At 35.6% G+C, this 24,018-nt stretch carries 27 protein-coding genes and 1 other annotated feature; of the genes, 3 read left to right on the forward strand and 24 right to left on the reverse strand.

Features of this window, described 5'->3' with window-relative positions:
• Window positions 1-135: 135 nt before the first annotated feature.
• The 19 genes from rplJ to RT261_RS12250 form a co-directional block, all read right to left on the reverse strand.
• Window positions 136-630, reverse strand: a complete 495-nt coding sequence (gene rplJ / locus RT261_RS12160) for a 50S ribosomal protein L10 (protein ID WP_313132834.1) — start codon at window positions 628-630, stop codon at window positions 136-138.
• An 83-nt stretch (window positions 631-713) separates the two neighbouring features.
• Window positions 714-886: a sequence feature (ribosomal protein L10 leader region), on the reverse strand.
• A gap of 70 nt (window positions 887-956) precedes the next feature.
• A complete protein-coding gene (gene rplA, locus RT261_RS12165; RefSeq protein WP_313132836.1) occupies window positions 957-1,649 on the reverse strand; it encodes a 50S ribosomal protein L1 in 693 nt (230 codons plus the stop codon).
• Window positions 1,650-1,771: 122 nt separating this feature from the next.
• Window positions 1,772-2,197, reverse strand: coding sequence for a 50S ribosomal protein L11 (rplK, locus tag RT261_RS12170; RefSeq protein ID WP_313132838.1), 426 nt, complete (start codon window positions 2,195-2,197; stop codon window positions 1,772-1,774).
• A gap of 252 nt (window positions 2,198-2,449) precedes the next feature.
• Window positions 2,450-2,968, reverse strand: a complete 519-nt coding sequence (gene nusG / locus RT261_RS12175) for a transcription termination/antitermination protein NusG (protein WP_313132840.1) — start codon at window positions 2,966-2,968, stop codon at window positions 2,450-2,452.
• Between the two features lie 11 nt (window positions 2,969-2,979).
• The gene (gene secE / locus RT261_RS12180) at window positions 2,980-3,195 is read right to left on the reverse strand and encodes a preprotein translocase subunit SecE (RefSeq protein WP_091687572.1); all 216 of its coding nucleotides are present in this window, start codon (window positions 3,193-3,195) and stop codon (window positions 2,980-2,982) included.
• 32 nt (window positions 3,196-3,227) lie between these two features.
• A complete protein-coding gene (gene rpmG / locus RT261_RS12185) occupies window positions 3,228-3,377 on the reverse strand; it encodes a 50S ribosomal protein L33 (RefSeq protein ID WP_091687573.1) in 150 nt (49 codons plus the stop codon).
• A gap of 484 nt (window positions 3,378-3,861) precedes the next feature.
• Window positions 3,862-5,574, reverse strand: coding sequence for a methyl-accepting chemotaxis protein (locus RT261_RS12190; RefSeq protein WP_313132841.1), 1,713 nt, complete (start codon window positions 5,572-5,574; stop codon window positions 3,862-3,864).
• 253 nt (window positions 5,575-5,827) lie between these two features.
• On the reverse strand, window positions 5,828-6,331 hold the full coding sequence (locus RT261_RS12195; RefSeq protein WP_313132843.1) for a Gx transporter family protein: 504 nt from the start codon (window positions 6,329-6,331) through the stop codon (window positions 5,828-5,830).
• A gap of 5 nt (window positions 6,332-6,336) precedes the next feature.
• The gene (locus RT261_RS12200) at window positions 6,337-7,161 is read right to left on the reverse strand and encodes an RnfABCDGE type electron transport complex subunit B (protein WP_313132902.1); all 825 of its coding nucleotides are present in this window, start codon (window positions 7,159-7,161) and stop codon (window positions 6,337-6,339) included.
• An 81-nt stretch (window positions 7,162-7,242) separates the two neighbouring features.
• The gene (locus RT261_RS12205) at window positions 7,243-7,821 is read right to left on the reverse strand and encodes an electron transport complex protein RnfA (protein WP_313132844.1); all 579 of its coding nucleotides are present in this window, start codon (window positions 7,819-7,821) and stop codon (window positions 7,243-7,245) included.
• Window positions 7,822-7,825: 4 nt separating this feature from the next.
• Window positions 7,826-8,578, reverse strand: a complete 753-nt coding sequence (locus tag RT261_RS12210) for an electron transport complex subunit E (RefSeq protein WP_313132846.1) — start codon at window positions 8,576-8,578, stop codon at window positions 7,826-7,828.
• Between the two features lie 13 nt (window positions 8,579-8,591).
• On the reverse strand, window positions 8,592-9,224 hold the full coding sequence (locus tag RT261_RS12215; RefSeq protein ID WP_313132847.1) for an RnfABCDGE type electron transport complex subunit G: 633 nt from the start codon (window positions 9,222-9,224) through the stop codon (window positions 8,592-8,594).
• Window positions 9,217-10,203 (reverse strand): RnfABCDGE type electron transport complex subunit D, encoded by a 987-nt coding sequence (locus RT261_RS12220; RefSeq protein ID WP_313132849.1) that lies wholly within the window; start codon window positions 10,201-10,203, stop codon window positions 9,217-9,219. The genes RT261_RS12215 and RT261_RS12220 overlap by 8 nt, the downstream gene beginning before the upstream one ends.
• Before the next feature lie 19 nt (window positions 10,204-10,222).
• Window positions 10,223-11,539, reverse strand: a complete 1,317-nt coding sequence (gene rsxC, locus RT261_RS12225) for an electron transport complex subunit RsxC (protein WP_313132850.1) — start codon at window positions 11,537-11,539, stop codon at window positions 10,223-10,225.
• 443 nt (window positions 11,540-11,982) lie between these two features.
• The gene (locus tag RT261_RS12230; protein ID WP_313132852.1) at window positions 11,983-12,195 is read right to left on the reverse strand and encodes a sporulation transcriptional regulator SpoIIID; all 213 of its coding nucleotides are present in this window, start codon (window positions 12,193-12,195) and stop codon (window positions 11,983-11,985) included.
• Window positions 12,196-12,218: 23 nt separating this feature from the next.
• Window positions 12,219-13,745: a recombinase family protein gene (locus tag RT261_RS12235; protein ID WP_313132853.1), complete on the reverse strand. Its 1,527-nt coding sequence runs from the start codon at window positions 13,743-13,745 to the stop codon at window positions 12,219-12,221.
• The gene (locus RT261_RS12240; RefSeq protein ID WP_313132855.1) at window positions 13,742-14,140 is read right to left on the reverse strand and encodes a hypothetical protein; all 399 of its coding nucleotides are present in this window, start codon (window positions 14,138-14,140) and stop codon (window positions 13,742-13,744) included. Before RT261_RS12240 ends, RT261_RS12235 begins: the two co-directional genes overlap by 4 nt.
• Before the next feature lie 225 nt (window positions 14,141-14,365).
• Window positions 14,366-14,899: an ECF transporter S component gene (locus tag RT261_RS12245; protein WP_313132857.1), complete on the reverse strand. Its 534-nt coding sequence runs from the start codon at window positions 14,897-14,899 to the stop codon at window positions 14,366-14,368.
• A 105-nt stretch (window positions 14,900-15,004) separates the two neighbouring features.
• Window positions 15,005-15,661, reverse strand: coding sequence for a uridine kinase family protein (locus tag RT261_RS12250; protein WP_313132858.1), 657 nt, complete (start codon window positions 15,659-15,661; stop codon window positions 15,005-15,007).
• 369 nt (window positions 15,662-16,030) lie between these two features.
• Here RT261_RS12250 and RT261_RS12255 point away from each other — a divergent pair, with 369 nt between their 5' ends.
• Window positions 16,031-16,993, forward strand: coding sequence for an NAD(P)-dependent oxidoreductase (locus RT261_RS12255; RefSeq protein WP_313132859.1), 963 nt, complete (start codon window positions 16,031-16,033; stop codon window positions 16,991-16,993).
• Between the two features lie 161 nt (window positions 16,994-17,154).
• Here RT261_RS12255 and RT261_RS12260 read toward each other — a convergent pair whose 3' ends face one another.
• Genes RT261_RS12260 through RT261_RS12270 form a run of 3 tightly spaced genes read right to left on the reverse strand, consistent with a single transcriptional unit; the run spans window position 17,155 to window position 19,042 of the window.
• The gene (locus RT261_RS12260) at window positions 17,155-17,790 is read right to left on the reverse strand and encodes an ABC-2 transporter permease (RefSeq protein ID WP_313132862.1); all 636 of its coding nucleotides are present in this window, start codon (window positions 17,788-17,790) and stop codon (window positions 17,155-17,157) included.
• A gap of 1 nt (window position 17,791) precedes the next feature.
• On the reverse strand, window positions 17,792-18,664 hold the full coding sequence (locus RT261_RS12265) for an ABC transporter ATP-binding protein (RefSeq protein WP_313132863.1): 873 nt from the start codon (window positions 18,662-18,664) through the stop codon (window positions 17,792-17,794).
• Window positions 18,665-18,667: 3 nt separating this feature from the next.
• Window positions 18,668-19,042 (reverse strand): GntR family transcriptional regulator, encoded by a 375-nt coding sequence (locus RT261_RS12270; protein ID WP_313132864.1) that lies wholly within the window; start codon window positions 19,040-19,042, stop codon window positions 18,668-18,670.
• Window positions 19,043-19,436: 394 nt separating this feature from the next.
• On the opposite strand from RT261_RS12270, the gene RT261_RS12275 reads away from it, so the two are divergent.
• Together RT261_RS12275 and RT261_RS12280 are read left to right on the forward strand one after the other, a co-directional pair.
• Window positions 19,437-20,798 carry a uracil-xanthine permease family protein gene (locus tag RT261_RS12275; protein WP_313132865.1) on the forward strand — a complete coding sequence of 454 codons (1,362 nt, stop codon included), beginning with the start codon at window positions 19,437-19,439 and terminating at the stop codon, window positions 20,796-20,798.
• 368 nt (window positions 20,799-21,166) lie between these two features.
• Complete coding sequence (locus RT261_RS12280) at window positions 21,167-22,051, forward strand: AraC family transcriptional regulator (protein WP_313132866.1); 885 nt, start codon at window positions 21,167-21,169, stop codon at window positions 22,049-22,051.
• A 302-nt stretch (window positions 22,052-22,353) separates the two neighbouring features.
• On the opposite strand, the gene RT261_RS12285 is transcribed toward RT261_RS12280, so the two are convergent.
• Together RT261_RS12285 and RT261_RS12290 are read right to left on the reverse strand one after the other, a co-directional pair.
• The gene (locus RT261_RS12285) at window positions 22,354-23,205 is read right to left on the reverse strand and encodes a cysteine ABC transporter substrate-binding protein (protein WP_331665478.1); all 852 of its coding nucleotides are present in this window, start codon (window positions 23,203-23,205) and stop codon (window positions 22,354-22,356) included.
• 62 nt (window positions 23,206-23,267) lie between these two features.
• Window positions 23,268-24,011: an amino acid ABC transporter ATP-binding protein gene (locus RT261_RS12290; RefSeq protein WP_313132868.1), complete on the reverse strand. Its 744-nt coding sequence runs from the start codon at window positions 24,009-24,011 to the stop codon at window positions 23,268-23,270.
• Window positions 24,012-24,018: the final 7 nt, after the last annotated feature.

Below are 24,018 nucleotides of genomic sequence, written 5' to 3' on the forward strand. Positions count from 1 at the left end.
TAATTACCTCCAATTATATTTTTCGTTTATATTCTCTGTTAGAATAGTTTTTTCTTTATTCTTTTCGAATGTTTATATCACTTCGAATAATTAGCTTAATATTAATCTAAGCTTTTATAATCTTACAAACTTCTATTATGCTACTTCGCCTTGCTTTTCTGCAATTTGCTTAATAACACGAGCAAAGTTGGTAATAGGGGATTGTAAGCTTCCAAGTAATTTGGAAATAAGCACTTCTCTTGATGGAATAGTTGCAATAACCTGAATGCCTTTTGCATCATAATAGGTTCCTTCAACAACACCAGCTTTAAACTCTAGGTTTGGAGAAGTCTTAGAAACATCATTAAGGATTCTTGCAGGAGCAGTTGCATCATCAAGACCAAATGCTACAGCAGTAGGTCCGTCTAAGTGCTTGGATAATGCTTCAAATTCTGTTCCTTCAAATGCACGTTTTAACAATGTGTTTTTGTAAACTTTATAAACTACACCTGCTTCTCTTAACTGTTTACGAAGTTTTGTATCTTCTTCTACAGTAAGTCCACGATAGTCTACAGCAACAATTGATTTTGCATCTTTTACATATCCTTTGATTTCATCAACGATAGGTTGTTTAAGTTCTACTTTTGCCATTCTAGCACACCTCCTTATAGATTTTACATTCTTTCTGTCAAAGGGGATCTTGGTAGAAATGTTTCGTAGAATCCGAAACATAATCTTTTAACCAAAAAACCCTTACTGTTAGACAGTAAGGGCTATTATAAGTCATCTTAGATTTCTTATTTCCCTCGGTAGGCGTTTTCAACTTACGCTATGAATGAAAAGAATTTTCTTGAAATAGTCTTCATTCAACCGCACCTACTGTCTTCGGCAGTTATAACACGTTGTAGTATATCATTAATCTATTATAGTGTCAACCATAAATCAAAATTTCCAACAAAATATTGTTTGCAAATGGATTAACCTAATTTAGCTGTGTTTAATTTAACACCAGGTCCCATAGTAGAAGCTATTACAACGCTCTTTAGATATTGTCCTTTTGCAGCAGCTGGTTTTGCTTTAATGATTGCACCCATCAGCGTCTGGAAGTTGTCGCTTAATTGTTCTTCCGTAAAGGAAGCTTTACCAACTGGCACGTGAATAATATTGGTCTTGTCTAATCTATATTCAATCTTACCTGCTTTAATATCGTTAACAGCTTTTGTTACATCCATGGTAACAGTACCAGCTTTTGGGTTTGGCATTAAGCCTTTTGGTCCAAGTACACGTCCTAAACGACCAACAACACCCATCATATCCGGAGTTGCAACAACTACGTCAAAGTCTACCCAACCTTCGTTTTGGATCTTAGGAACTAATTCCTCTCCACCAACATAATCAGCACCTGCTGCTTCTGCTTCTGCTACTTTATCGCCTTTAGCAAATACAAGTACTTTAACTGTTTTACCAGTTCCGTGTGGTAATACTACCGCACCACGAACCTGTTGGTCAGCATGACGTCCGTCAACACCAAGTCTAATGTGAGCTTCTACTGTTTCATCAAATTTAGCAACTGCTGATTTTTTAACTAAACTGATTGCTTCTGCTGCATCGTATAACGTAGCTCTGTCGATAAGCTTTGCAGCATCAACGTATTTCTTTCCTCTTTTCATTCTATTAACCTCCTAGTGGTAGTATCGGGAGTATACATAACTTTTGTTATGCTTATGAAAATTGCGAAGCAATTTTCCATGGCAACTATGTTGCCATTACCCTCCCACAGTAACATTCTATATTAGTCAACTACAGTTATTCCCATGCTTCTGGCTGTACCGGAAATCATGCTGATTGCTGCTTCAACACTTGCTGCATTTAAGTCAGGCATTTTTAATTCAGCGATCTTTTGAACTTCTGCCTTAGTAATAGTTGCAACTTTAGTTTTGTTTGGAACAGCTGAACCAGATTGAATTTTACATGCTTTCTTTAGTAAAACTGCAGCTGGTGGAGTCTTAGTAATGAAGCTAAAGCTTCTGTCCTGATATACAGTAATAACTACTGGTATAATCATTCCTTCTTGATCTGCTGTTCTTGCATTGAATTCTTTTGTGAATTGTACAATGTTTACACCGTGCTGACCTAGAGCTGGTCCAACTGGTGGAGCTGGTGTAGCCTTTGCAGCAGGGATTTGTAATTTAATGTAACCTGTAACTTTCTTTGCCATTATAGCATACCTCCTGAAATATTGTGGTTTTACCGGGAGTAGTAGATTCATTCATCTACAGTAGATTATCTACACTAGATCGTTATCTACATTAGATTATCATCTACAGCAGATTATCACCTGCAATAGAGTTCTATCTAGGATTTTAGTAATCCATGGATAATATTGTCCTATGGATACGCATCCATTACCCTCCCACTATCTAGATACCTATCGTTTTCGATATTTCATGTATTCTAGATGTATCTTTGTTTACATTATTTTTTTGACATCTGTGAAACTGATTTCGACAGGAGTTTCACGACCAAACATATCAACGTTAATTGTGACGATTTGTTTATGTGGATTAATTTGTTTAATAACACCTGTAGTATTCTCCCACACACCAGAGATTACTGCAACAGTATCACCAACAGTCAAGTCAATTACAACATCGTCTTTCTTAATTCCCATTCCCCGCATTTCTGCTTCTGTTAATGGAACCGGCTTTGATCCAGGACCGACGAAGCCAGTAACGCCTCTCGTATTACGAACTACGTACCAGGTATCATCGTTCATTACCATGTTAAGCAAAACATATCCAGGGAACATCTTCTTCTGAACTTTTTTCTTAACTCCATTCTTTACTTCAATAACATCTTGAATAGGAACGGATACTTCTAAGATTTGATCTTGAAGTTTTCTGTTTTCAATTGTTTTTTCTATGTTGGCTTTTACCTTATTCTCATAACCGGAATAGGTATGAACAACGTACCAATTTGTCTCTGACATGAATTATCACCCTATCCTATTTTAATAAAAGTATCTACACCATATTTGATTCCTAAGTCTAATACGGCGATTACTAAACCTAAAATTACGGATATAACAATAACTGCCAGTGACTGCTTCGCAAGTGATTCTTTATCAGGCCAAATTATCTTTTTGAATTCAGCTTTCAGACCTTTGAACCAACTTTTCTTTGGAGCTTTTTCTGTATTGTTTGCAGTTTCTCCCATGACTTCACTTTCCTTTCGAAAATCAAACCTAACTATTTTGTTTCCTTGTGTAATGTGTGTGATTTACAGAATTTACAATATTTTTTTGTTTCCATTCTGTCAGGATGTAATTTCTTTTCCTTTGTCATGTTGTAATTACGTTGTTTACATTCTGTACATGCCAATGTGATCTTTACGCGCACAACTTCCACCTCCGTTAAATTTAAAATTGGGTGATCCAATATTCTTAGTAAAATATATGGAACACGGATTTTTAGGCATAAAAAAAAGACCTCTTCCATCGCTAGTCTAATATAACATACTATAAAACATACGTCAATATATTTTTTATATGTATTCCCATTTTATCACTATTTCGAAAAATTTACAAGCACTTTTTTATTTTAAATGTTATTTGAATATTATTTCAAAATAATATAAGAAGCTGCTATAAAATAAATTCAATATATCATGAGTCTCCATAGCTGAAGAAAATATGAAACTCATCGTCTTATATTTTCCTCCTATGTTCCATCTGATATCATCTTATCTTACAACTGCTTCTTATGAAATATAGTATATATGAAATTCTAAAATATATTCTTTTTCACAAAATATGCTTTTGGAAAAATATATTTCTCATGATTTTAAAATTTAAGTCGTAACCATTTAAAAAGCTGCTATATTCTATATTTTGAATACGGAAGTCATTCGGCTTAATTCTTCAGCAATTGCTGACTGATGCTGCGCTGTCTTAGCAACTTCCTCCATAGCCTTGGCAGTCTGTTCAATGCTTAACATAATTTCATCCGAATTCTTGTTAGTGCTGTCCACGTTAGTCACTATTGTTTGGACAACTGCTGAGATTTCTTCTGTGGATGTATTCAAAGATTCCGCCATAGCAGCAACATTCCTGGATAAATCACTTACAAAAGCCGCATCCTTTTCATAACTGCTGCCGGTTTCAATTAGCAATTTGTAGTCTTCCCTTACACGATTACTAATAAATTCTAATACATCTTTTGAGTTTTCAGAAAGATTTCCAACCGCTGCTTTTACATTAGTTACTACACTTTGAATGTTCTTAACATAACCTGAGGATTTTTCGGCCAATACACGTATTTCATCTGCAACCACTGCAAATCCCTTGCCTTGTTCTCCGGCTCTTGCTGATTCAATAGCAGCATTGATTGCTAAGAGATTGGTCTGTTCCGCAATTGCTGCAATGGATTCTGCAAAGATTATAATCTCATCTACTACACTGCCTTGTTCAATTGCTTTTAAAATCTTCTCTTCTTTTTCTTCATATAAGGTATCTGCTAAAGATTTAGACTCAAATCCTTTATTCTTAATTTCTATGGATCTATCTTTTATATGCACAGATTCATCACTGCTTTGGGTAGATTCAGAAGATAACTGTGCTACACCGGAATTTACCTGTTCCACTGTGGCTGATAGTTCTTCTGTAATTGCGTGAACCTCCTGAATGTTATCTACAATAGAAGAAGTATTGTTTTCAATCTGTGAAAAGGTACTGGACATCTCCTCTAATGTAGCTGAAAGTTCTTCACTGGAAGCAGTAACTTCCTGAGATTGTTCTATAATATTATGTATCAAGTCACGTATATTATCTCTTGACTGTATCAGTGCTTTAATTAACTTTCCAAGTTCGTCATCACTCTTTACCTGCACTTGATATGTCAAATCTCCCTCTCCCACAGCTCTTGCAAATGCTAAACCTTTTTTAGCCACCCGTGATATACCAAAGGATATGAATATACTGATAAGCATGCTGACAGATACTCCGGATACTGCAACAATCAACATATATATGCGAATCTTATTATAGGTAGTTGTATTAGAATCATAATCTTCTTTCGCCATTACCTGATTCTTCTCTATTAGTCCGTCAATTACCATATCCACACGGCCGATTATCTCCAATACGCCCGTTATCATATCTTCCGCCTTATCATAATTCTCTGCATTGGCTTCGTCCAGCAGTTTGGTTCTTGCATCACGATATTCTGTAAGGAGTCCCTGCAGCTTACTGTAATCCTCCTCCATATCCTTTGTTAAGTCCAATTCGCTATAAGATTTTAATATTGTTTGATTTTGCTGGGCATAGATTTGAACTTTTCTTGCAGCTGTGGTAGTCTGTTCCGGGTCCTTATATAATACTGCATTCTGAAGTTCCATACGGATATTTAACAGACTTTCCTTTACTTGGTGTAATTGATCCACACTTCTTAAGTTGTAACTATAGATTAATTCTGAATTTTTTTGTAGTGTTTCTATCCCATAAACGCCCAAAAGTCCCACTACAACGAGAATAAGATTAGCTGCTGCAAACCCTAGTAATAACTTTACTTTAATACTCATTTTCCTCATCATCTTCATGAAACGTCTCCTTAGTATAATAGATTCTTATGAACATATACTGCTGCCATTTAGGTACTGACACCTGAGGCAAATGTGACGAACTATTCACATGTTAAATTATACCATATTCGTCGGCTTATTACAAGAGAAATGTCAAAAAATATACTATTATGACGTCAAATGCCACATTATGCCTGATAAAAACAGAGTTATATTCGTATATAAAATAAAGAGCTGTTGCTCTGAACAGCTCTTTATTTTATATGACGGCCTACTTAAAAGCCTTTGTTTGTACTTTTAAAATAATCTCTACCAATATACCAATTACGAGTCCGGTAATTGTACCAGCAATCAGCAGGACTGGTAAATAAGATAAAATACCCGGAGTTTTCATAGTAATTGCCGCTACCACAATCTGCCCAATATTATGAGAGATTCCGCCGGCAATACTTACGCCAACTATACTAAGACCTTTCATCTTTTTGCATAAAGCCATAACAATCCAGCTTAATATTGCACCTGCCAAACTGTATAAAATACTGAACATATTACCGAAAGTAAAACCTACCAGCATAATACGGATACAGGAAATAATAAATGCATCCTTAGTTCCCATTACATATAAAGCAATAAGAATCACTATATTGGCAAGTCCCAGTTTAATGCCGGGAACCCCTAGGGGAATAGGAATTAAAGCTTCAACATAACTGAATATAAGGGCTAAGGCAGTAAGTACACCATAGTAAGCCGTTTTTGTTGCAATGGAGTTTTTCATGTATATTACACCGCTTTTGCTTCATTTGGGTTCTTTGCTAATTCGGAAAGAATAACTTTAGTAGGACATTTTTTAGCACATTCGCCGCAGTTTGTACATTTGCTGTAGTCGATTAATGCCAAATTATCCTTTACATGTACTGCATCATATTGACAAGCCTTTTCACAAAGCTTACATCCGATACATCCAATACTGCATCCTTGTTTTACAACAGGACCTTTATCCTTTGAATTGCAGCGCACTTTTGTTTCCGCTTTATAAGGAACCAGTTCGATTAAGTTCTTAGGACATTCTTTAATACACAAACCGCAGGAAGTACATTTTTCTTTATCAACCAATGCAATGCCATCTACGATGTGGATTGCATCAAATTCACAGACATTTACACAAGAACCGTATCCTGTACATCCATAAGTACATTGTTTTGGTCCGCCGCCGGGAACCACATCTGCCTGCTTACAATCTTTAATACCAACATAATTGTATTTTACTTTGGCTTTGTCACAAGTACCGGCACATTTTACAAAGGCAACTTGTCTATCCAATTCTCCTGCTTCTGTACCCATTACTTCCGCTATTTGGGTATGTATCCCACTGTTAGCTACAGGACAGCCGTTTACAGGAGCTTTTCCTGCTGCAATGGCTTCTGCCATCGCGTCACAGCCAGCATATCCGCAGGCTCCGCAGTTATTGCCGGGTAAAAGGTCACGAACTAAAGATACTTTTTCATCTACTTTAATCTCAAACTTTTTCGCAGCTATACCCAATAAAAGGCCAATGATTAAACCGGTAAGACTTACCAGCACTGCTGCAACAGCAACACCCTTTATATTAAATGCAAGAACAGGTACCGCATTTACGAATGCTATTTTTTCTAATAATCCAATTATATTCATCTTCTCGTCCCCCTTCTATAATGACAAGCCGGAGAATCCGTAGAACGCTATCGCCATAAGTCCAGATGTAATTAATACGATTGGCATTCCCTGGAAGGCTTTTGGCACTTCACTATTTTCCATACGTTCACGAATACCTGCTAAGAGAGCAATAGCAACCAGATAGCCAAAGGCTGTTCCTAAGCCATAAACAATACTATATACAATATTATATCCTTCTTTTGCATTAGTAAGCGCAACACCTAATACTGCACAGTTTGTAGTGATTAAAGCCAAATAAACGCCAAGTGCATTATATAAGGCTGGGCTGTATTTCTTAATTACCATCTCTACAAATTGAACAAGAGCTGCAATAACTAAAATAAACACAATAGTTTGTAAATATTCTAAGTCAAAACGAACTAAAATATGGTCATATATTAAGTTTGCTGCCGCTGATGCAATAGCAATGACGAATACGACTGCAAATCCCATACCGGTAGCAGTTTTTAATTTTTTAGATACACCAACAAAGGAGCATAATCCCAGGAAACGGCTTAGTACAACGTTGCTTACGAATGCTGATGTAATGAATAGCAATACTAATTCTCCCATTTAATTAATCCTCCTTCTTATTTTTAGCAGCCACTGATTTTGCAGTTTCTAACTTTTCTCTGTTATCTTCACAAGTACCACCATGACAGGATAAACAATCACCGCCACAAGCCAAGCTGGATCCGGGAACAGATCCGTTGGTTGCTGATTTTAGTTTAAACTTATTTTGAAGTGCTGTTAATATAGCTAGTACGAAGAAAGCACCGGGAGCTAAAACAAAAATATTAGCAGGTTCAAATGCTTCCGGAGTTACCTTAGCTCCCATAATTGTACCAGCACCAAGCACTTCACGGAAAGCACCAATCAGGAACAAGCCAATAGTAAATCCAAATCCCATACCTAAGCCATCCATAATGGATAAACCAATAGAATGGGAGTTAGCATATGCTTCAGCTCTACCTAAGATAATACAGTTAACTACGATTAATGGAATATAGATTCCCAAAGATTCATATATATCGGGAGCGTATCCTTGTAACACAAATTGTACTATTGTAACAAAGGAAGCTACGATAACAATATACGCCGGCATTCTTACTTTGTCTGGAATAACTTTTCTAAGTGCTGATATCAAAAGGTTAGACATAACCAATACAGCTGTTGAAGACAATCCCATACCTACTGCATTACTTGCAGAATTTGTTACTGCTAATGTGGGGCATAAACCTAACATTAGCACGAAGGTAGGATTTTCTTTAATAAGGCCATTGATAAATGGCTGTAATATATTTGTTTTTTCTTTATTTTGTTTACTCATCCTGCTCACCCCCCTAGTTTCCTGCTTCAACCAATTCATTAATGAAGCGAAGCCCTGAATTGACTGCATTGGTTACTGCTGTTGTAGTAATAGTAGCACCGCTTACTGCATCAATTTGATTATCTGCGGTTGCCCCTGACTTGGTAAATTCAATCAAATCAGCTTTCTTACCCTTAAACTGGTCTTTAAATGCCGGTTCATTGGCTTTCGCACCAAAACCAGGTGTCTCATTCATAGATATTATCTCCATTCCCTGAATCACTCCATCTACAGAATAGCCAAGGGATAAAGTAATGGCACCACCGTAACCGTTTCCGGAAGTAATTGACATTACATAACCAATTTTTTCTCCGGAAGCATCTAATGCAACAAATGCCGCATCAATTGTATTGCCTTTTAAACCGTTTGGTTCTAATACTTTTGTTACAGCTTCTTCAGCCAGCTTTGTTAAGTCCTCATCTGCTGCAAATTCAGCAGCATCAGGATAAATCGCGCCATAGGCCTCTGTTTGTTTCTTTAACTCTTGTTCCTTTATAACAGGCAGCGTCAATTCATATACGAAGCCTAAGGAAATACCCGCAACTATAGTTATTGCAAACAAAACCAGAGCATCTTTAATAATCGAACTTTTCTTTTCCTTAGCCATTTACCTTAGTCCCCTTTCCAAAATGTCTTGGCATCGTTACCTTATCAATTAAAGGAACTACTAAATTTCCCAGAATAATAGCATAAGATACACCTTCTGCTGCATTACTAAAGGTTCTAAATACACCGGTTATTAATCCAAGGAATATACCTAACAGGATTTTACCGTTTCTGGTTATTGGACTGGAAGAATAATCCGTTGCCATAAAGAAAGCACCTAATAATAATCCGCCTCCAAGAACATGAGTTAATAAGAAATTAACGTCAAATCCTTTTCCACCAAATAAAATCATAAAGATTACAAAAGTAAGAATGTATGTAACCGGGATTCTCCAGGAAATAACTCTTTTAAATAATAAATATGCAGCACCGATTAAAATTGCTATAGCGCTTGTCTCACCAATGGTTCCACCAATATTACCGAAAAACATATCCAATAAATCTGTTGCAGTGCCGCCCTTTAATGCTGCTAAAGGTGTTGCACCGGATACACCGTCAACTGCAATAGCTCCATGGATAAGAAGGTCTTTTGTCGTACTCACGGCAGGAATCTTAAAATCATTCATTCTTGCTCCAAAACTTATTAATAGGAAGCAACGTGCTGCCAAAGCAGGATTCATAAAGTTTTGCCCAATTCCGCCATATAATTGCTTTACAATTAATATAGCAAATACACTACCAACCGCTGCAATCCATAATGGAATAGACGCCGGTAAGTTAAGTGCTAAAAGTAAACCGGTAACAATGGCACTAAAATCACCTATAGTAACAGGTTTTTTCATACCTTTTTCATAAATATATTCAGTCCATAAACTGACTACAACACACACTAAAATAACAGCTAAGGCTCTAAGCCCAAAATTATATACACCAAGTATACTGGCCGGAATTAAAGCAATTACCACATCCTGCATAATAGTTCTGGTAGATTCCCAGTTTTTAATATGAGGAGCAGCGGATACGTTATATAATTCGCTCAAAATTGACACCTCTCTTTTACTATTTTTTTCTGCTGTTTAATACACTTTTTCTCATTTGCTTGAAGGATTGAGTCAATCTTAATCCTGCTGGGCATACATAAGAACAGCATCCACATTCACAGCATTCCATTCCATCTATTTTCACAAAATTCTCTGCATCTGAATGAGCCGCATACTCATACATTTTCTGAGGAATGACACGGCTTGGACATACTTCAACGCATCTACCGCAGCGAATACATGCTGTAGTATCGAATTCTTCTACTTCGTCTTCCAAAAATGCAACTAATCCAGAGGTTGTTTTTGAAACAGGAATATCTGTAGAATATATTGCCTGTCCCATCATAGGACCGCCAGAAAATACTTTTGCAGGTTTATTCTTAAATCCTCCTGCTGCTTCTAATAATTCATTGTAGTTCGTACCGGTTCTCACATTAAAATTGCCGGGATCCTTCACCGCATCACCGGTAACGGTAATAATACGGTTAATCAAAGGTGTGTTTTCTGCAACCGCATTATGTACAGCAATAGCTGTGCACACATTGCTCACGATACATCCAACTTCAAAAGGAAGAATCCTGGAACTAATTTTACGTCCGGTTAAGGCATAAATCAGCACACGTTCTCCACCTTGTGGATATCTGGTTTTCAACACTCTTACTTCAATTTTAGATTCTTTAGAAACTAAATCTTTCACTTTAGCAATGGCTTCCGGTTTATTATCCTCAATGGCAATAATACCTTTTGCGTTAGGAAATAAACTAAGCTCTATCTTAAGTCCGCTGATAACCTTCTCAGGTTCTTCTAACAGCATTCTATAATCAGAAGTCAAATACGGCTCACACTCCGCACCGTTAACAATAACATATTCAATTTTGTTATCATCCTTTGGTGTAAATTTTACATGTGTGGGGAAAGCCGCACCGCCTAAACCTACAATTCCGGCTTCCTTTATAATATCCCTAATTTCTTCTTTTGAAAGCTTTTGATAATCTCTTTTTGCTCCAAAATTCTCTATTGTTTTGTATTCACCATCATTTTCAACAATAACAGATTCAACCATGGTTCCTGCTGCTGTCAATCTTGGTTCCACTGCTTTAACAGTACCAGATACAGAACAGATTACATTGGCTGATACAGCACCCACTGCTTCTCCAATTTTTTGCCCTGCCAACACATAATCGCCCTTTGCTACGATTGGCTTAGCCGGCGCCCCAATATGTTGTGACATAGGATATACCATTTCACCCTTTGGCAGTAGTAAGGCAGTAGCTTTGTCTTTTGCTAATTCTTTACCGTCATAGGTGTGTATGCCACCTTTAAAAGTTGCTCCCATGCTCATTACTCCTTCTTTCTATGTTTTATATTTATAATCCTTTTTCGCAGTCTGTCGTTAAATTAACAATCAGCCTAGCACAGCACTTTCATTTTATCACAAACTGCTTAACCTTTACAATATCTTTTTAAATTATATAAACTTTTTATGTCGAAAATGAATAATTTATACATTTTTATGAATATTTCATTGCAAAGGTGCTTATATTTAACATTTTCTTGTAAATACTTCTTGACATTCCTAGTATATTGGTAAGTTTCGTATTGTTAAGTTAATAATTTATCAGGACTTTTCTCTCCCTGATTATGGTCTATTTCCCAAACTTTCCTTCTTTTAACTTGTCCTATATAAAAATATATATATTCTTAAACATATTAAAAAGAACCAGAGTCCTCCTAAAAACGGACAGACCGGTTCTTTTTTATTTTATATAACATTAATTGTTAGAATACCTGACCGTATTTTGATTTGTGAAGGTATTTCTCTTTCGTTGCCAAACCTCCTCTTAGATGTCTTTCAGACTTGTTCAGATCCAATACAACTCTTGCTCTATCCGCTAGGGTAGGATTAATTTGCACTAAACGTTCTGTAACATCTTTATGTATAGATGTAATATAATGGAACGTTAGAATATAGAGTTGTCTTTCCTTATCCATGTAATGATACCATGAGAACTATTCTAAAAATGTTTTATGTAAATATCAAGCCTTCCATCCGGATTCGCTTCAATTTTTTCCATAATTCTTTTTATCATGTTATTATTTAATAGTTCCGGATTAATGATGTTTAGGAGTGCCGTCCTATCCCCTGAATGTTCTCCCGTTTTACAAAGAATACCCTCCGGTAACAGCATGTTTTTTATTACCTCAATATCACAATTCCCATTCAATAGAATTCCTTTTCGCTTTTTCTGATAATATTCCAGTGATTTATGAATACAATCAGTTTTTTCCTTAAGTTCCTCAAGAGTAATAATATCATTGGTATACATGTCCATATATTTTTCTTTCTCTTTATTTAGCCTCTTTATGTTAGAAAGCAGGTTCTGTTCACTGTCGGTATCACATGCATTTTTGCTGATCTGGCTCTTAATCTCTTTTATTAAGACTTGATACCAGTTGGCATTTCCTTGTAAACAGCCTTTAAAGTATTCTACGATGGCTAAAAGTATTTCTTCTTCATTAATAGTAATTTTGTTATTACAGAATTCAACTCCATTGCTATTACGTCCATTACATACCCATGTTATATAGGTACTTTTATACTGCCTTACAAGCCTTCGAAAAGAGGAACCACATGTCTTGCAGACTATTAGCTGACTAAGGATATACTTTTCAGAAGTTCTTTTCTTTGTCTGCTTATAAGCCCTTTGACGGCTTTGTAACAATTTTTGAGCTTTAAAATAATCCTCTTCTTCAATTATTTTTAGCTTGGAATTCTTAACCAGCATCCATTGTTTTTTTTCTAATGTTCTTCTTTTACCGGTTAAGAAATCTTCTACTTCCTGTTTCCCATTAACAATTTTTCCAATATAAATAGGATTATTTAATATTCTGCTAACCGCTGTCTGTGTCCATTTACAATTCCGTTTCGTTTTTATGCCTTCCTGATTTAAAATATATGCGATCCGGTTGGCTCCTATATAATCTTTTGTATACAATTGAAAAATCCGTCTTACCGTCTCAGCTTCTGTCTGATTGATATCCAAATGAAAATAATCCCCTGGTATCTTATCATACCCAAATACCAAGTTAGGAACTTTTCCTTTCTCAGCATTCTGTCTTTTGCCGAATTTCACACGTTTGGAAGTGTTAGCACTTTCCTCCTGAGCAATGGCACTTAGCATGGTTAACATAAATTCTGAACTGTCTGAAGAGGTTTGGTCATAATTAACAAATATGACTTTGATGCCCTGAGACTTTAGGTTCCGGATACTGGTGAGAAAATCAAGGGTATTACGGGCCAGTCTGGAAACGTCTTTAATTAATACCACTTCAAACATATCCTTCCCGGAATCAGATAACAATCCCAGCAGTTCAGTCCGGTTCTTCATCTTTGTGCCGCTTTTACCTTCATCTGCATAAATCCGAATCAATTCTAATCCATTTCTTTTTGCATACTCTGTAAAGAAAGTCTGCTGACTCTCTAAGCTGTCCAGCTGCTCTTCTTTGTTGGTAGATACTCTGCAATAGGCAACTGCTTTCATTTGTGGAATTCCTTTCCCATTTCTTCCGCAACTCTTTCTGCCAGTATTTTTGTCAGGAAAGAAGCTGTTGCTTCTTCAGAATTGGGATTGTGAAAGGTAATTTTCAGGGAAGGCTTTCTTTTTTTGGGTCGTTCTTTTTTTGAGAAATCTGTGCCGGATACTTCTTGGTTCGCCGTTTCTTGGTTTGTTACTTCTTGGTTTACTGCTTCTTGGTTTACTGCTTCTTGGTTTATTACTTCTTGATTTGTTACTTCTTGGTTTGCTGCTTCTTGGTTTGCTGCTTCTTGGTTTGCTGCTTCTTGGTTTGTTACTTCTTGGTTTGTTACTTCTTTATTAGGCTCATCCTGTGAATTCTTATGTATACACATTTCGCTTTTTTTATTTGCTTGTACCATTTCCTCACCAAAAAAGTTATTTTTACATCATATGTAGGAAAATGGTTAAATATGAAAATTCCCTTGAGTTTTATTATTGATGCTTATCTTTTCTTATGAATTATAAGATATATTTACTATTAAATTATGTCCTTCTGTTTTAATTAATTCATTTATTATTATTTTACGGCATAAGCTTTTGCCGCATTATGAGCAGTTTATCTTTAGTTAATTCATGTTATTATTTTACTCCACGGCAGGAATAAGTCTTGCCCTTTTAAGAGCGTACACAATAGCCGGCACCACAATAAGCTGAATCACAATTCCAGGTATTGCATTGATAAATGCCCCGGAAATAAATGCAGATAATCCGTAAGAGTTACCAGCCACTCCAAATATTATGGCATTAGCAATTCCCATAACTACCCTTCCCCCTAACATACCTCCGATTAAGGAAGGATAAATCTTACCTTTCGTGATACGGTATAATACAGCAGTTAAAGCACCATAGGTTCCAAGCTCAAATATCATAGAGATACCAACCGGGTAAATAGGCGGCATTCCTGTTAATACAAAAGCCAAAGGGGGTAAGATTATACCACAGAAGGCAGCGAAGGGTACTCCGCACAAGAATCCGCTAAGTAATACAGGGATATGCATTGGTGATATAATGGCTCCAATATTAGCAACAGGGATTAGTTTAATTATTTGGGGTAAAATAAGGCCTATGGCTATGCATACAGCTGTGTAAATAAGTTTTTGGGTGTTTACTGGTCTCAAATATATTTCCTCCATAAATTTATATTTTTTAGTTTCTTTTGAATATCTTAGTTCTGCATACTATTGCTATTTATTCTAACAGGTTGAATTTATAGGTGCAATTCATTACCATAAATCAGAAGTATCCATAACCAAGTCACTGCTGCTTTGTATATGTAATTCAGTAAAATACCTATTTTCCATAGGAATCCACTTATCAAGAAATTGGCTAAGCTTCTCTTCTCCGCTTCTTTTACGTATTCTACTTATTTGCACCTGCTTATTAATTGTTAAAAATACTTTGCAGTTATAAAAACGGCTTAAATATGGATGAAGGCTGTAGGAACCTTCCACTATATTTATGGCTTTGGGTTTTATAATCCTTGGTTCTCCGTAATTTCCCGCAAAACATTGAAAGGGAGCATAGGTTATGGTCTCTTGTTTCAGCAAAGGGATAAGGACTTCTTCATTAAATCTTTCATAATGCACATTTCCCCCGGGCTGTTCCAACCTTTCCCTTGTCCGCATTTCGAAAGGAAGATAAAAATCATCCATATGAAAAACATTACAGTCATAAATATTACTTAGTTCTTTGGCTAAAGAAGTCTTTCCACTTCCGCACAAACCATCTATGGCAAAGATAAAAGGCATCTGACTGTCATTATGGGAACGGCTAAAAGTATCCATTGCATAAAGTAAAGGTAAAAATGGTGTATCCGTTTTAATTTTATGATTTTCCTCCAATACCTCCTGGTTCATATTAGTATCCGTTGCTTCACTCATATCAACACCTCCACATAAAAAACATGAAAATGAAACCTGCTGATTTCAGGGACTTTCATTTTCATGTTTTTGTTACTAAGTACCTTTTAGCATTGGTCATTTTCTGTCCATTTGAAAGTGGAATTATCCTGCCATTTTACACTGCCCGACAATCCCATTATTACGTCAGCTATACTTGGTCTTCTTCCACTCATATAAAGTTATCATATCACAACTTGGGAAATTTACAAATACGTAAATTCAAAATTTTTATCCAATCATTAATTTAAAAATAGTTCTAAATTATCCAAACACAATATTTTCATTTTGCCTTTGCAAATTATGTTATTTCAGATACAATAAAGTTATAATCCAAAGAGGAGGTATCACATGAACAAAAAAGGTATTTTGCTATTACAAACAACGACTCCGGAGCAAATTAAGCGGTTGCAGACCATTGCTCCCGATTACGAGATTGTGGATGGGTTCACGAAGGAAATCCCCGATTTTCCCTTAGATAACATAGAGATTCTGTATGGATGGAACGGTAAAATAGGCAATACCATTTTGCATAGTCCTTCCAGCAAGTTAAAATGGGTGCAGATACACACGGCAGGTGTTGATTTTGTAGACCAAAGCCTTATGAAAGCAAAGCACATTATATTAACTAACAGCAGCGGTCTTCATGGAAAGGTAATCTCAGAATCTGTATTTGGCATGCTCTTGTCTTATACCAGAGGCATTATAGGAGCTATTAAAGATCAACCCTTGAAAAAATGGGGAGACAGAGAAAATATCATGGAATTACAGAACAGCACTATGATGATAGTAGGAGCAGGACGCATTGGTATTGAAGTGGCAAAACTTGCAAAAGCTTTTGGGATGAAAACTGTAGGGGTAAACCGTACAGGTAAGGCTGTGGAACATATGGATGTTATTATAAAACAGTCTGATTTTATAAACCATGTGGAAGAAGCAGATGTTGTTGTCAATATCCTTCCACTGACTACACTGACTACTTACTTCTTTGATCGAACCATTTTCTCGAGAATGAAAAAAACTGCCATATTCATTAATGTTGGCAGAGGTAAATCTGTTAATACTGTTGACTTAGTTGAAGCTTTAGAGAAAGGACAGCTGGCCTTTGCAGCACTGGATGTTTTTGAGGCAGAACCGTTACCTGCTGATAATCCTCTTTGGGAAAGGGAAGATATTTTAATCACTCCCCATATTTCCGGATTATTGCCTAAGTTCAATAGCCGGTTATTTACTATATTTGAAGAAAATCTGAGAGCTTATGTGGAAGGAAAAGAGCTGCCCAGAAATTTGATTGATTTTGAGAGAAGTTATTGATAGAATGAATAGAATATTAAAAATTTGGTATTCCATATAACTTGAGCCTGTGAAACGAAGAATTGCTACATAACCATTGCATTCTTCGCCTTGCAGGCTCAGGGTGTATTTAGTAAAACGGTATTGATTTGTTATAGTATTTTACATAAAAGGAAAATATATTAAAATTCCTTTTTATTTAATATAGAAACCGATAAATTATATGATAGAAATACGATAAGCAATACAATAAAAGGTGAGGCATAAACTAAGTATTTGACCTGTTCGGCGGTAAGCTGTGGCATATTTAAATCTTTAAATATTTTGGAAAACCCGGTGATTAATATGGTAGGTACCGCAAACAATATAATCATAATAATACGGGTTTTTTCCGTACCCATTTTAAATATAATAGGTATAATTATGCTGAACAAAAGCAGTGAGGCTAATACGACACCAGCACTGGTCAGGAGCATTTCTTCGTAATCACTCACTCCTATGAATTTGGATAAAATGAAGGCTGAAATTAATGAGATCACTCCTCCGGCTAAGGCCAAAAGTACTAACAATACGTATTTTGACTTTACCAGATCCTTTTTCGTAATGGGCATGGTCAATGCATATTTATCCCACTTCGTACTTTCATCATAAGCCATTGAAGTAACTATCAACATGGTTGTTACAAATACCATCATAAATACTATTAAGTTAGGGTTTTTAAAACTAATAGACATAAAAAGATACACGATCAGAATAATCCCCATTTGTTTCATATACTTTTTTAAGTTAAGTATATCCTTTAATATTAATCCACTCATACTATTCACCTCTTACTTTAAATAAAATAATTTCTTCAATTGTTATATTATCCAAATAAAATTCATTACTGTATTTTTTCTGATTCATCTGCTTTATAATTTCTCTCTTGTTGTCTATCATAGTTTCATATCCAAATTGATTTTTCCGTGTGCCAATAATATGGTTTCTATCCAATTTCTCAAAATCTTCTTTTTTACATTTCACAATACCATAATTATCTGTCAGATTATCTTTACTTTCACTTAATATAATTTTCCCATCGTGTATAAAGGTAATATAATCTGCTACCTTCTCTAAATCACTTGTAATATGAGAAGAAATAAATATAGTATGATCTTCAGCCTGTATAAATTCCAGGAATATATCTAAGATTTCATCTCGCACGATAGGATCCAATCCACTGGTCGCTTCATCCAGAATTAGGAGTTTTGCCTGGTGGGACAGGGCAACTGCAATGGATAATTTCATCTTCATACCCCGGGAATATTCTTTTACTATCTTATCTTTTGGCAGTTTAAAGGTATTTGCATATCGGAAAAATGTTTCATCCTCCCAATTGGAATAGATGTGTTTCATGATTTTGGATATATCCATTAACGTTAGATTCTCATGAAAAAAGCTTTCATCAAAAACCACTCCAATCTGGTTTCGGATAGCCAGCTGGTCTTTCACATAATCCATACCCAGAATACGAACATTTCCTTTATCCGCATGTATTAAATTTAATATGGTTTTTATAGTCGTAGTTTTCCCTGCGCCATTCTCACCTACGAATCCCATAATGCAGCCCTGGGGTACTTTAAATGTAATATTATCCAGTTTAAAGTTTTTATAGCTCTTAGAAATTCCATTTAATTCCAAAGCATAATCCATGATTTAGTCCTCCTTATATATCATATCTAATATCTCATGTAATTCTTCCAGGGTAATACCTCCCTGTTTTGCATAGTCAATTGCATTCTCCATATTTTCTTCAACTTTTCGAAGCTGTTCTTCTTTTACAAGTTCCGTGTTGTTCTCTGACACATAGCTCCCTTTCCCAACTATGGTTGTAATGAAGCCTTCTCTTTCCAGTTCTTCATAAGCTCTTTTTGTTGTAATAACACTAATCCTTAATTCTTTTGCCAATAAACGAATAGACGGTAAAGGCTCTCCGGACGGTAATTCTCCGCTCATAATTAAGCCTTTTATTTGGGATGTAATTTGTTCATAGATTGGCTTACCGCTGGAATTGCTTATAATGATCTCCACGTATTCACCTCGGTTCTATTTGTAATTTGCTTCCGTTTATTCTCAATCATGTTGTTTCAGATTATGCTTTTATCTTTCATCTATTTAGCTTTTAATTCATGATTGATTTTCAGTTTAATTGAATTTACTTTTTCAAATCACTTTTGTTATACTGTACATACTAACTATGCACAGTATATACTCATATACCCACTTTGTCAATAGAAAAATAAATCAAATTATATTTCAAAGAAATTAGCCAATTCACTGGATTTAGGTGAATTATAAGTCAATTGCGCAGCCTGTTTTATCCATCTTTAGTAAATTAAAAACTAATAAAAATATTTTCGTTTTTCCTCTTTACAAACATATAACTTTATGGCAAAATATAAAAAATTTAAGGAGGTACACAACTATGTCACAACAAAATCAAACCGTGGGTTATTTACCTGATGAGCGCCCACCATTTATTCCACTTATTTTATTTGCTCTACAGCAAATTGTCGTTATGTTTCCGGCAACTGTACTGGTTGCTCTTATTACTGGTTTCCACGTTTCTACTACCATATTTGCCAGCGGGTTGGCTACTTTAGCTTTTATCCTTGTTACCGGCAGAAAAATTCCTTTATATTATGGTTCCAGTTTTTCTTATATCGCTGCTATTGCTTCTATCATGAGTGCAGAAGCATTTACTACTTATTCTCTTAATGAAAAAATCTCAGTTGCACAATTTGGTATTGTAATGTCTGGTTTTGTTTCTATTATTGCAGGTTTGATTATCAAACGTTGCGGAAAATCCACTATCGACAAAGTCCTTCCCCCCACTGTTACAGGAAGTATTTCTATTATAATCGGATTATCCCTAGCAGGAAATGCAATGACTGATGCTTCCGTATTCCCTGAAGTAGCAGCAAACCAGGTTGGTTTAGCCGGTAATATGGCTTGGGTTATCTCATTAGTTACATTATTTTCAACAATTATATATTCGGTATACTTAAAAGGTAAGCTGAGTCAGCTGCCTATTCTTTTTGGCCTTTTTACGGGTTATGCTACTGCTGCAATCATTGGAGGCGTTACTGGTATCCCATTTATCACATTCGATACTATTACCAGTAATTCTATACTTAACCTTCCAATCTTTACGTTGCCAAAGCCTTCTTGGGCCGCAATTGCTGCAATTATGCCAATTGCCATTGCAACCATTCCCGAATCAACCGCTCATATTTATCAGCTTGATATTTATGTAAATGATTTAGCTAAGAAAAAAGGTTCTAAAAAGAAATACGACATTGAAGACAAACTTGGTCTTAACTTAATTGGCGATGGTATTGGAGATATTGTATCCGGATTTATCGGCGGTCCCGCTGGAACAAACTATGGTGAAAATATTAGTGCCATGGCTTTATCCAAAATCTTCTCCGTTCCTGTACTGATTGCCGCCGCAATTATTACTATGATTATTTCCTGCTTTACACCATTAATAAATGTTGTATACTCTATACCAAAGGCCGTTATCGGTGGCTTGTCCATCTATCTGTTTGGTGTTATTGCTGCACAGGGTATCACTATTATGATGGATAAGAAAGTAGATATGTTTAAATCCAAGAACTTGGCTGTTATTGCAGTAATCTTAATTATTGGATTAGGCGGAAGTTTTGGATTTGAAGCAAGTATGATTCCCATGTTCGGCATGAAATTCCCTGCTATTGCAACAGCTGCTGTAGTAGGTATCTTATTAAACCTTGTATTATCCATAGGTGAAAAGGAAGAAGCCTAAGGAAGGCCATTACAAACGAAGGCCATTACATTAGAAACGCTCCTATAAGAAGTTTCGTATATGATTTTTCTTCAGATAATCTCTATAAATAATATTCTAAAAGGCGAAGATTCTCATTTGATGGGATTCTTCGCCTTAAATTTTAATTAGAAGCAAAATATTTTCAGAAGTGCTTTTGCTTTGTTTATACAGGCATCCTTTGTCTCATCTCCTTAGTAATAAAAAATTATTGGTTACAATTTCAGGTATTGATTTTGGTTATATGAAGAATCCTTATTCATGAATCTTTAGCAAGACAGGAATAGTCTTCTTTTAAAGTTGTTGATATAATAAAGCTAACCTATGAAAAGGTCAGACGGAGGTGAACATTGAATTACAGAAAAGATATGGAGAAAAGTCTTCAATTCATTGAAGACCATATAAAAGAAAACATTACCCTTGAAGAAGTTGCCGATCACGCCGGTTACTCTCTTTATCACTTTTGCAGAGTCTTTAGTTTATGCAGGGGTGTGTCTGTTATGGAATACATTCGAGGGCGTAAATTGTCTTTAGCCGCCGCAGAATTATTCAAAGGCAGAAAGATCATTGATATTGCTATGGATTATGGATTCGAAACACCCAGTGGCTTTACAAAAGCTTTTCGCAAAGCTTTTGGTTACAGCCCCACGCAATATACAGCACGTATGGCTGGGTATGGGGACAGAAAAACAACGTTGGAAATGGGAGGTTATATTATGAACCCTGTTATTGTAAAAAAGCCTGCATTTAAGGTTGCCGGTTACGGAATAAAGACCAATATTACCGGCACCACTTATACAAAAGATATTGCGTCTTTCTGGAGCAATTATAATGGTGAAAATTTAGAAAGCAAGATGTACCAGATTCTAAATCCTCCTAAACATGGAGAAGTAGGATTATGTGTTCCTTTATCTGAATCTGGAAATGCAATATATCTTCTGGGTGTAATTGTTGATTATTTTTCAAAGGTAGAAGAAGATATGCTGACTGTAGAAGTTCCGGAAGCAGAATATGCGGTTTTTACAACCCCGCCAGTTGATACCTCCAAAGACAAAGACCAAAATGAGTTTTCAAAAATTATTACAGGCACATGGAAATATATTTTTGAAGATTGGTTTCAAGACAGCGGATATATTTACGATGAAAGTAAACTTGACTTTGAATTCTATGATGAACGCTGTCACCATAGACAAGACACTGTTATGGAAATTTATATTCCTGTTAAGAAATTATAATAATAATATTAGAATACGCAACATAAAAAGAGGTAAGACACCCTATCAAAACTGACTATCGATGTTCCCCTTATGTATTTAAAGAATTCTTCAATCCCATAGAAAAATCCCCGGTTTATACAACTTTTTAAACCAGGGATTTTCTAGTATGATTTTTATAACTTTATATTTTATAACTTATACTTTTTATAACTTATACTTTTTATAGCTTTATACTTTTTGTAGCTTTATACTTATCATCTTTTATACTTATTATCTTTGACACTTATATTTTTACTTTTAATAAATTTATACGAATCTTACTATTCAAATATTACATCACTGGGATTTGTATCCGGGCTAAAATGATCTTTTAATTCTGTATCATATGCTTCCTTAAAGAATCCATCTGCTGTCAGTGTCTTTATTTCATTATTCAGCCATTCCAGCAAATCTGTATCGTCTTTATTTACTGCAGGTGCAATGGTATCCTGACTTCCAATATTACCGTCTACAATCTTATATCCTTTATTTTCATATGACCAGGCAAACAGCAAGGTATTATCATGTGCTAATGCATATCCTCTTCCATCTACCAAGGCCTGAAATGTTTCAGTATTTTCGTCATAAGCTAATAACTTAATATCGGGATAGTTTTCTGTAAAATACAATTCTGCAGTGGTTCCCTTATTCACGATTAAAGTTTTACCCTTTAAATCCTCTACAGATGTAATTGGGCTGTCTTCCGGAGCAACTACACCAAGCGCTACTTTCATATAAGGTTCTGCAAAATTAACCTGTTCTTTTCTTTCATCTGTTACAGTAAAGTTTGCCAATACAATATCTACTTTTTTTGATTTCAGATATTCGATACGGTTAGCCGCTTCCAGCAGTACAAACTCTACTTTTGATTCATCTCCAAGCAGATCTTTGGCAATCTGACGTCCCAGATATACATCATATCCAACATTACTTCCATCTTCTGCAACATAGCCGAAAGGTGGTTTATCACCAAATACCCCTATTTTTACTACATCGGCTTCTTTAATTTTTTCAATTTTCCCCTTCGTTCCCTCTCCGCTTACTGTGCTGTTTTTCTTTCCACATCCGGTTAAGCCAATAACCAGTGTCAATACTGCAAGTATAATAAGATATCCTTTTTTCATTTTTTTCATAATCTGTATTCTCCCTTTTCATTATTTTTTATAGGAAACCAAGAATTACTTGGTAACTACTATTAATATTCAAATTTATTTAAAAATTGCTTTGCCCGTTCTGTATTCGGATTTCCGAAAAAGGCTTCCGGTTCCCCTTCTTCCACTATTTTCCCATAATCCATAAACAGAATACGGTCTGATACTGCTTTGGCAAAATGCATTTCATGAGTCACAATAATCATAGTCAGACCCTGCTTTGCCAAATCAAGTATCACATCCAATACTTCCCGAACCATCTCCGGATCCAAAGCTGCGGTTACTTCATCAAAAAGTACAACATCCGGGTTCATACACAGCGAGCGTACAATAGCAATCCTTTGCTTCTGTCCACCGGATAATTGCCTTGGATAATCATTTTCCCGATCGCTAAGTCCTACCTTTTTCAATAGTTCTCTGGCAAGTTCTATTACCTCCTGTTTCTCCCGCTTTTGTACTTTCAAAGGGCCTAGCAGAATATTTTCCATTACGGTCATATGACTAAATAAATCATAACTTTGAAATACCATTCCTACTTTTTGTCTTACCTGGCGCATTTTTATGTTTTTATCATAGATACTGGTGCCTTCTAAAAGAATGTCTCCCCCATCTATTTTCTCAAGTCCGTTAATACAGCGCAGCAGGGTGGATTTGCCGCATCCGGAAGGACCTATAATAACGACTACTTCTCCTTTATGAAGGGTAAAGTCTAAGCCATTTAATACATTTCTTTCATCAAAGTTTTTATGCAAATCTTTTATTTTAAGTACGATTTCTTCATTGTTCATATATTCT

Origin of the sequence: Anaerocolumna sp. (assembly GCF_032079385.1) — a bacterium.
In the GTDB taxonomy this organism is placed as follows: Bacteria; Bacillota; Clostridia; order Lachnospirales; family Lachnospiraceae; genus Anaerocolumna.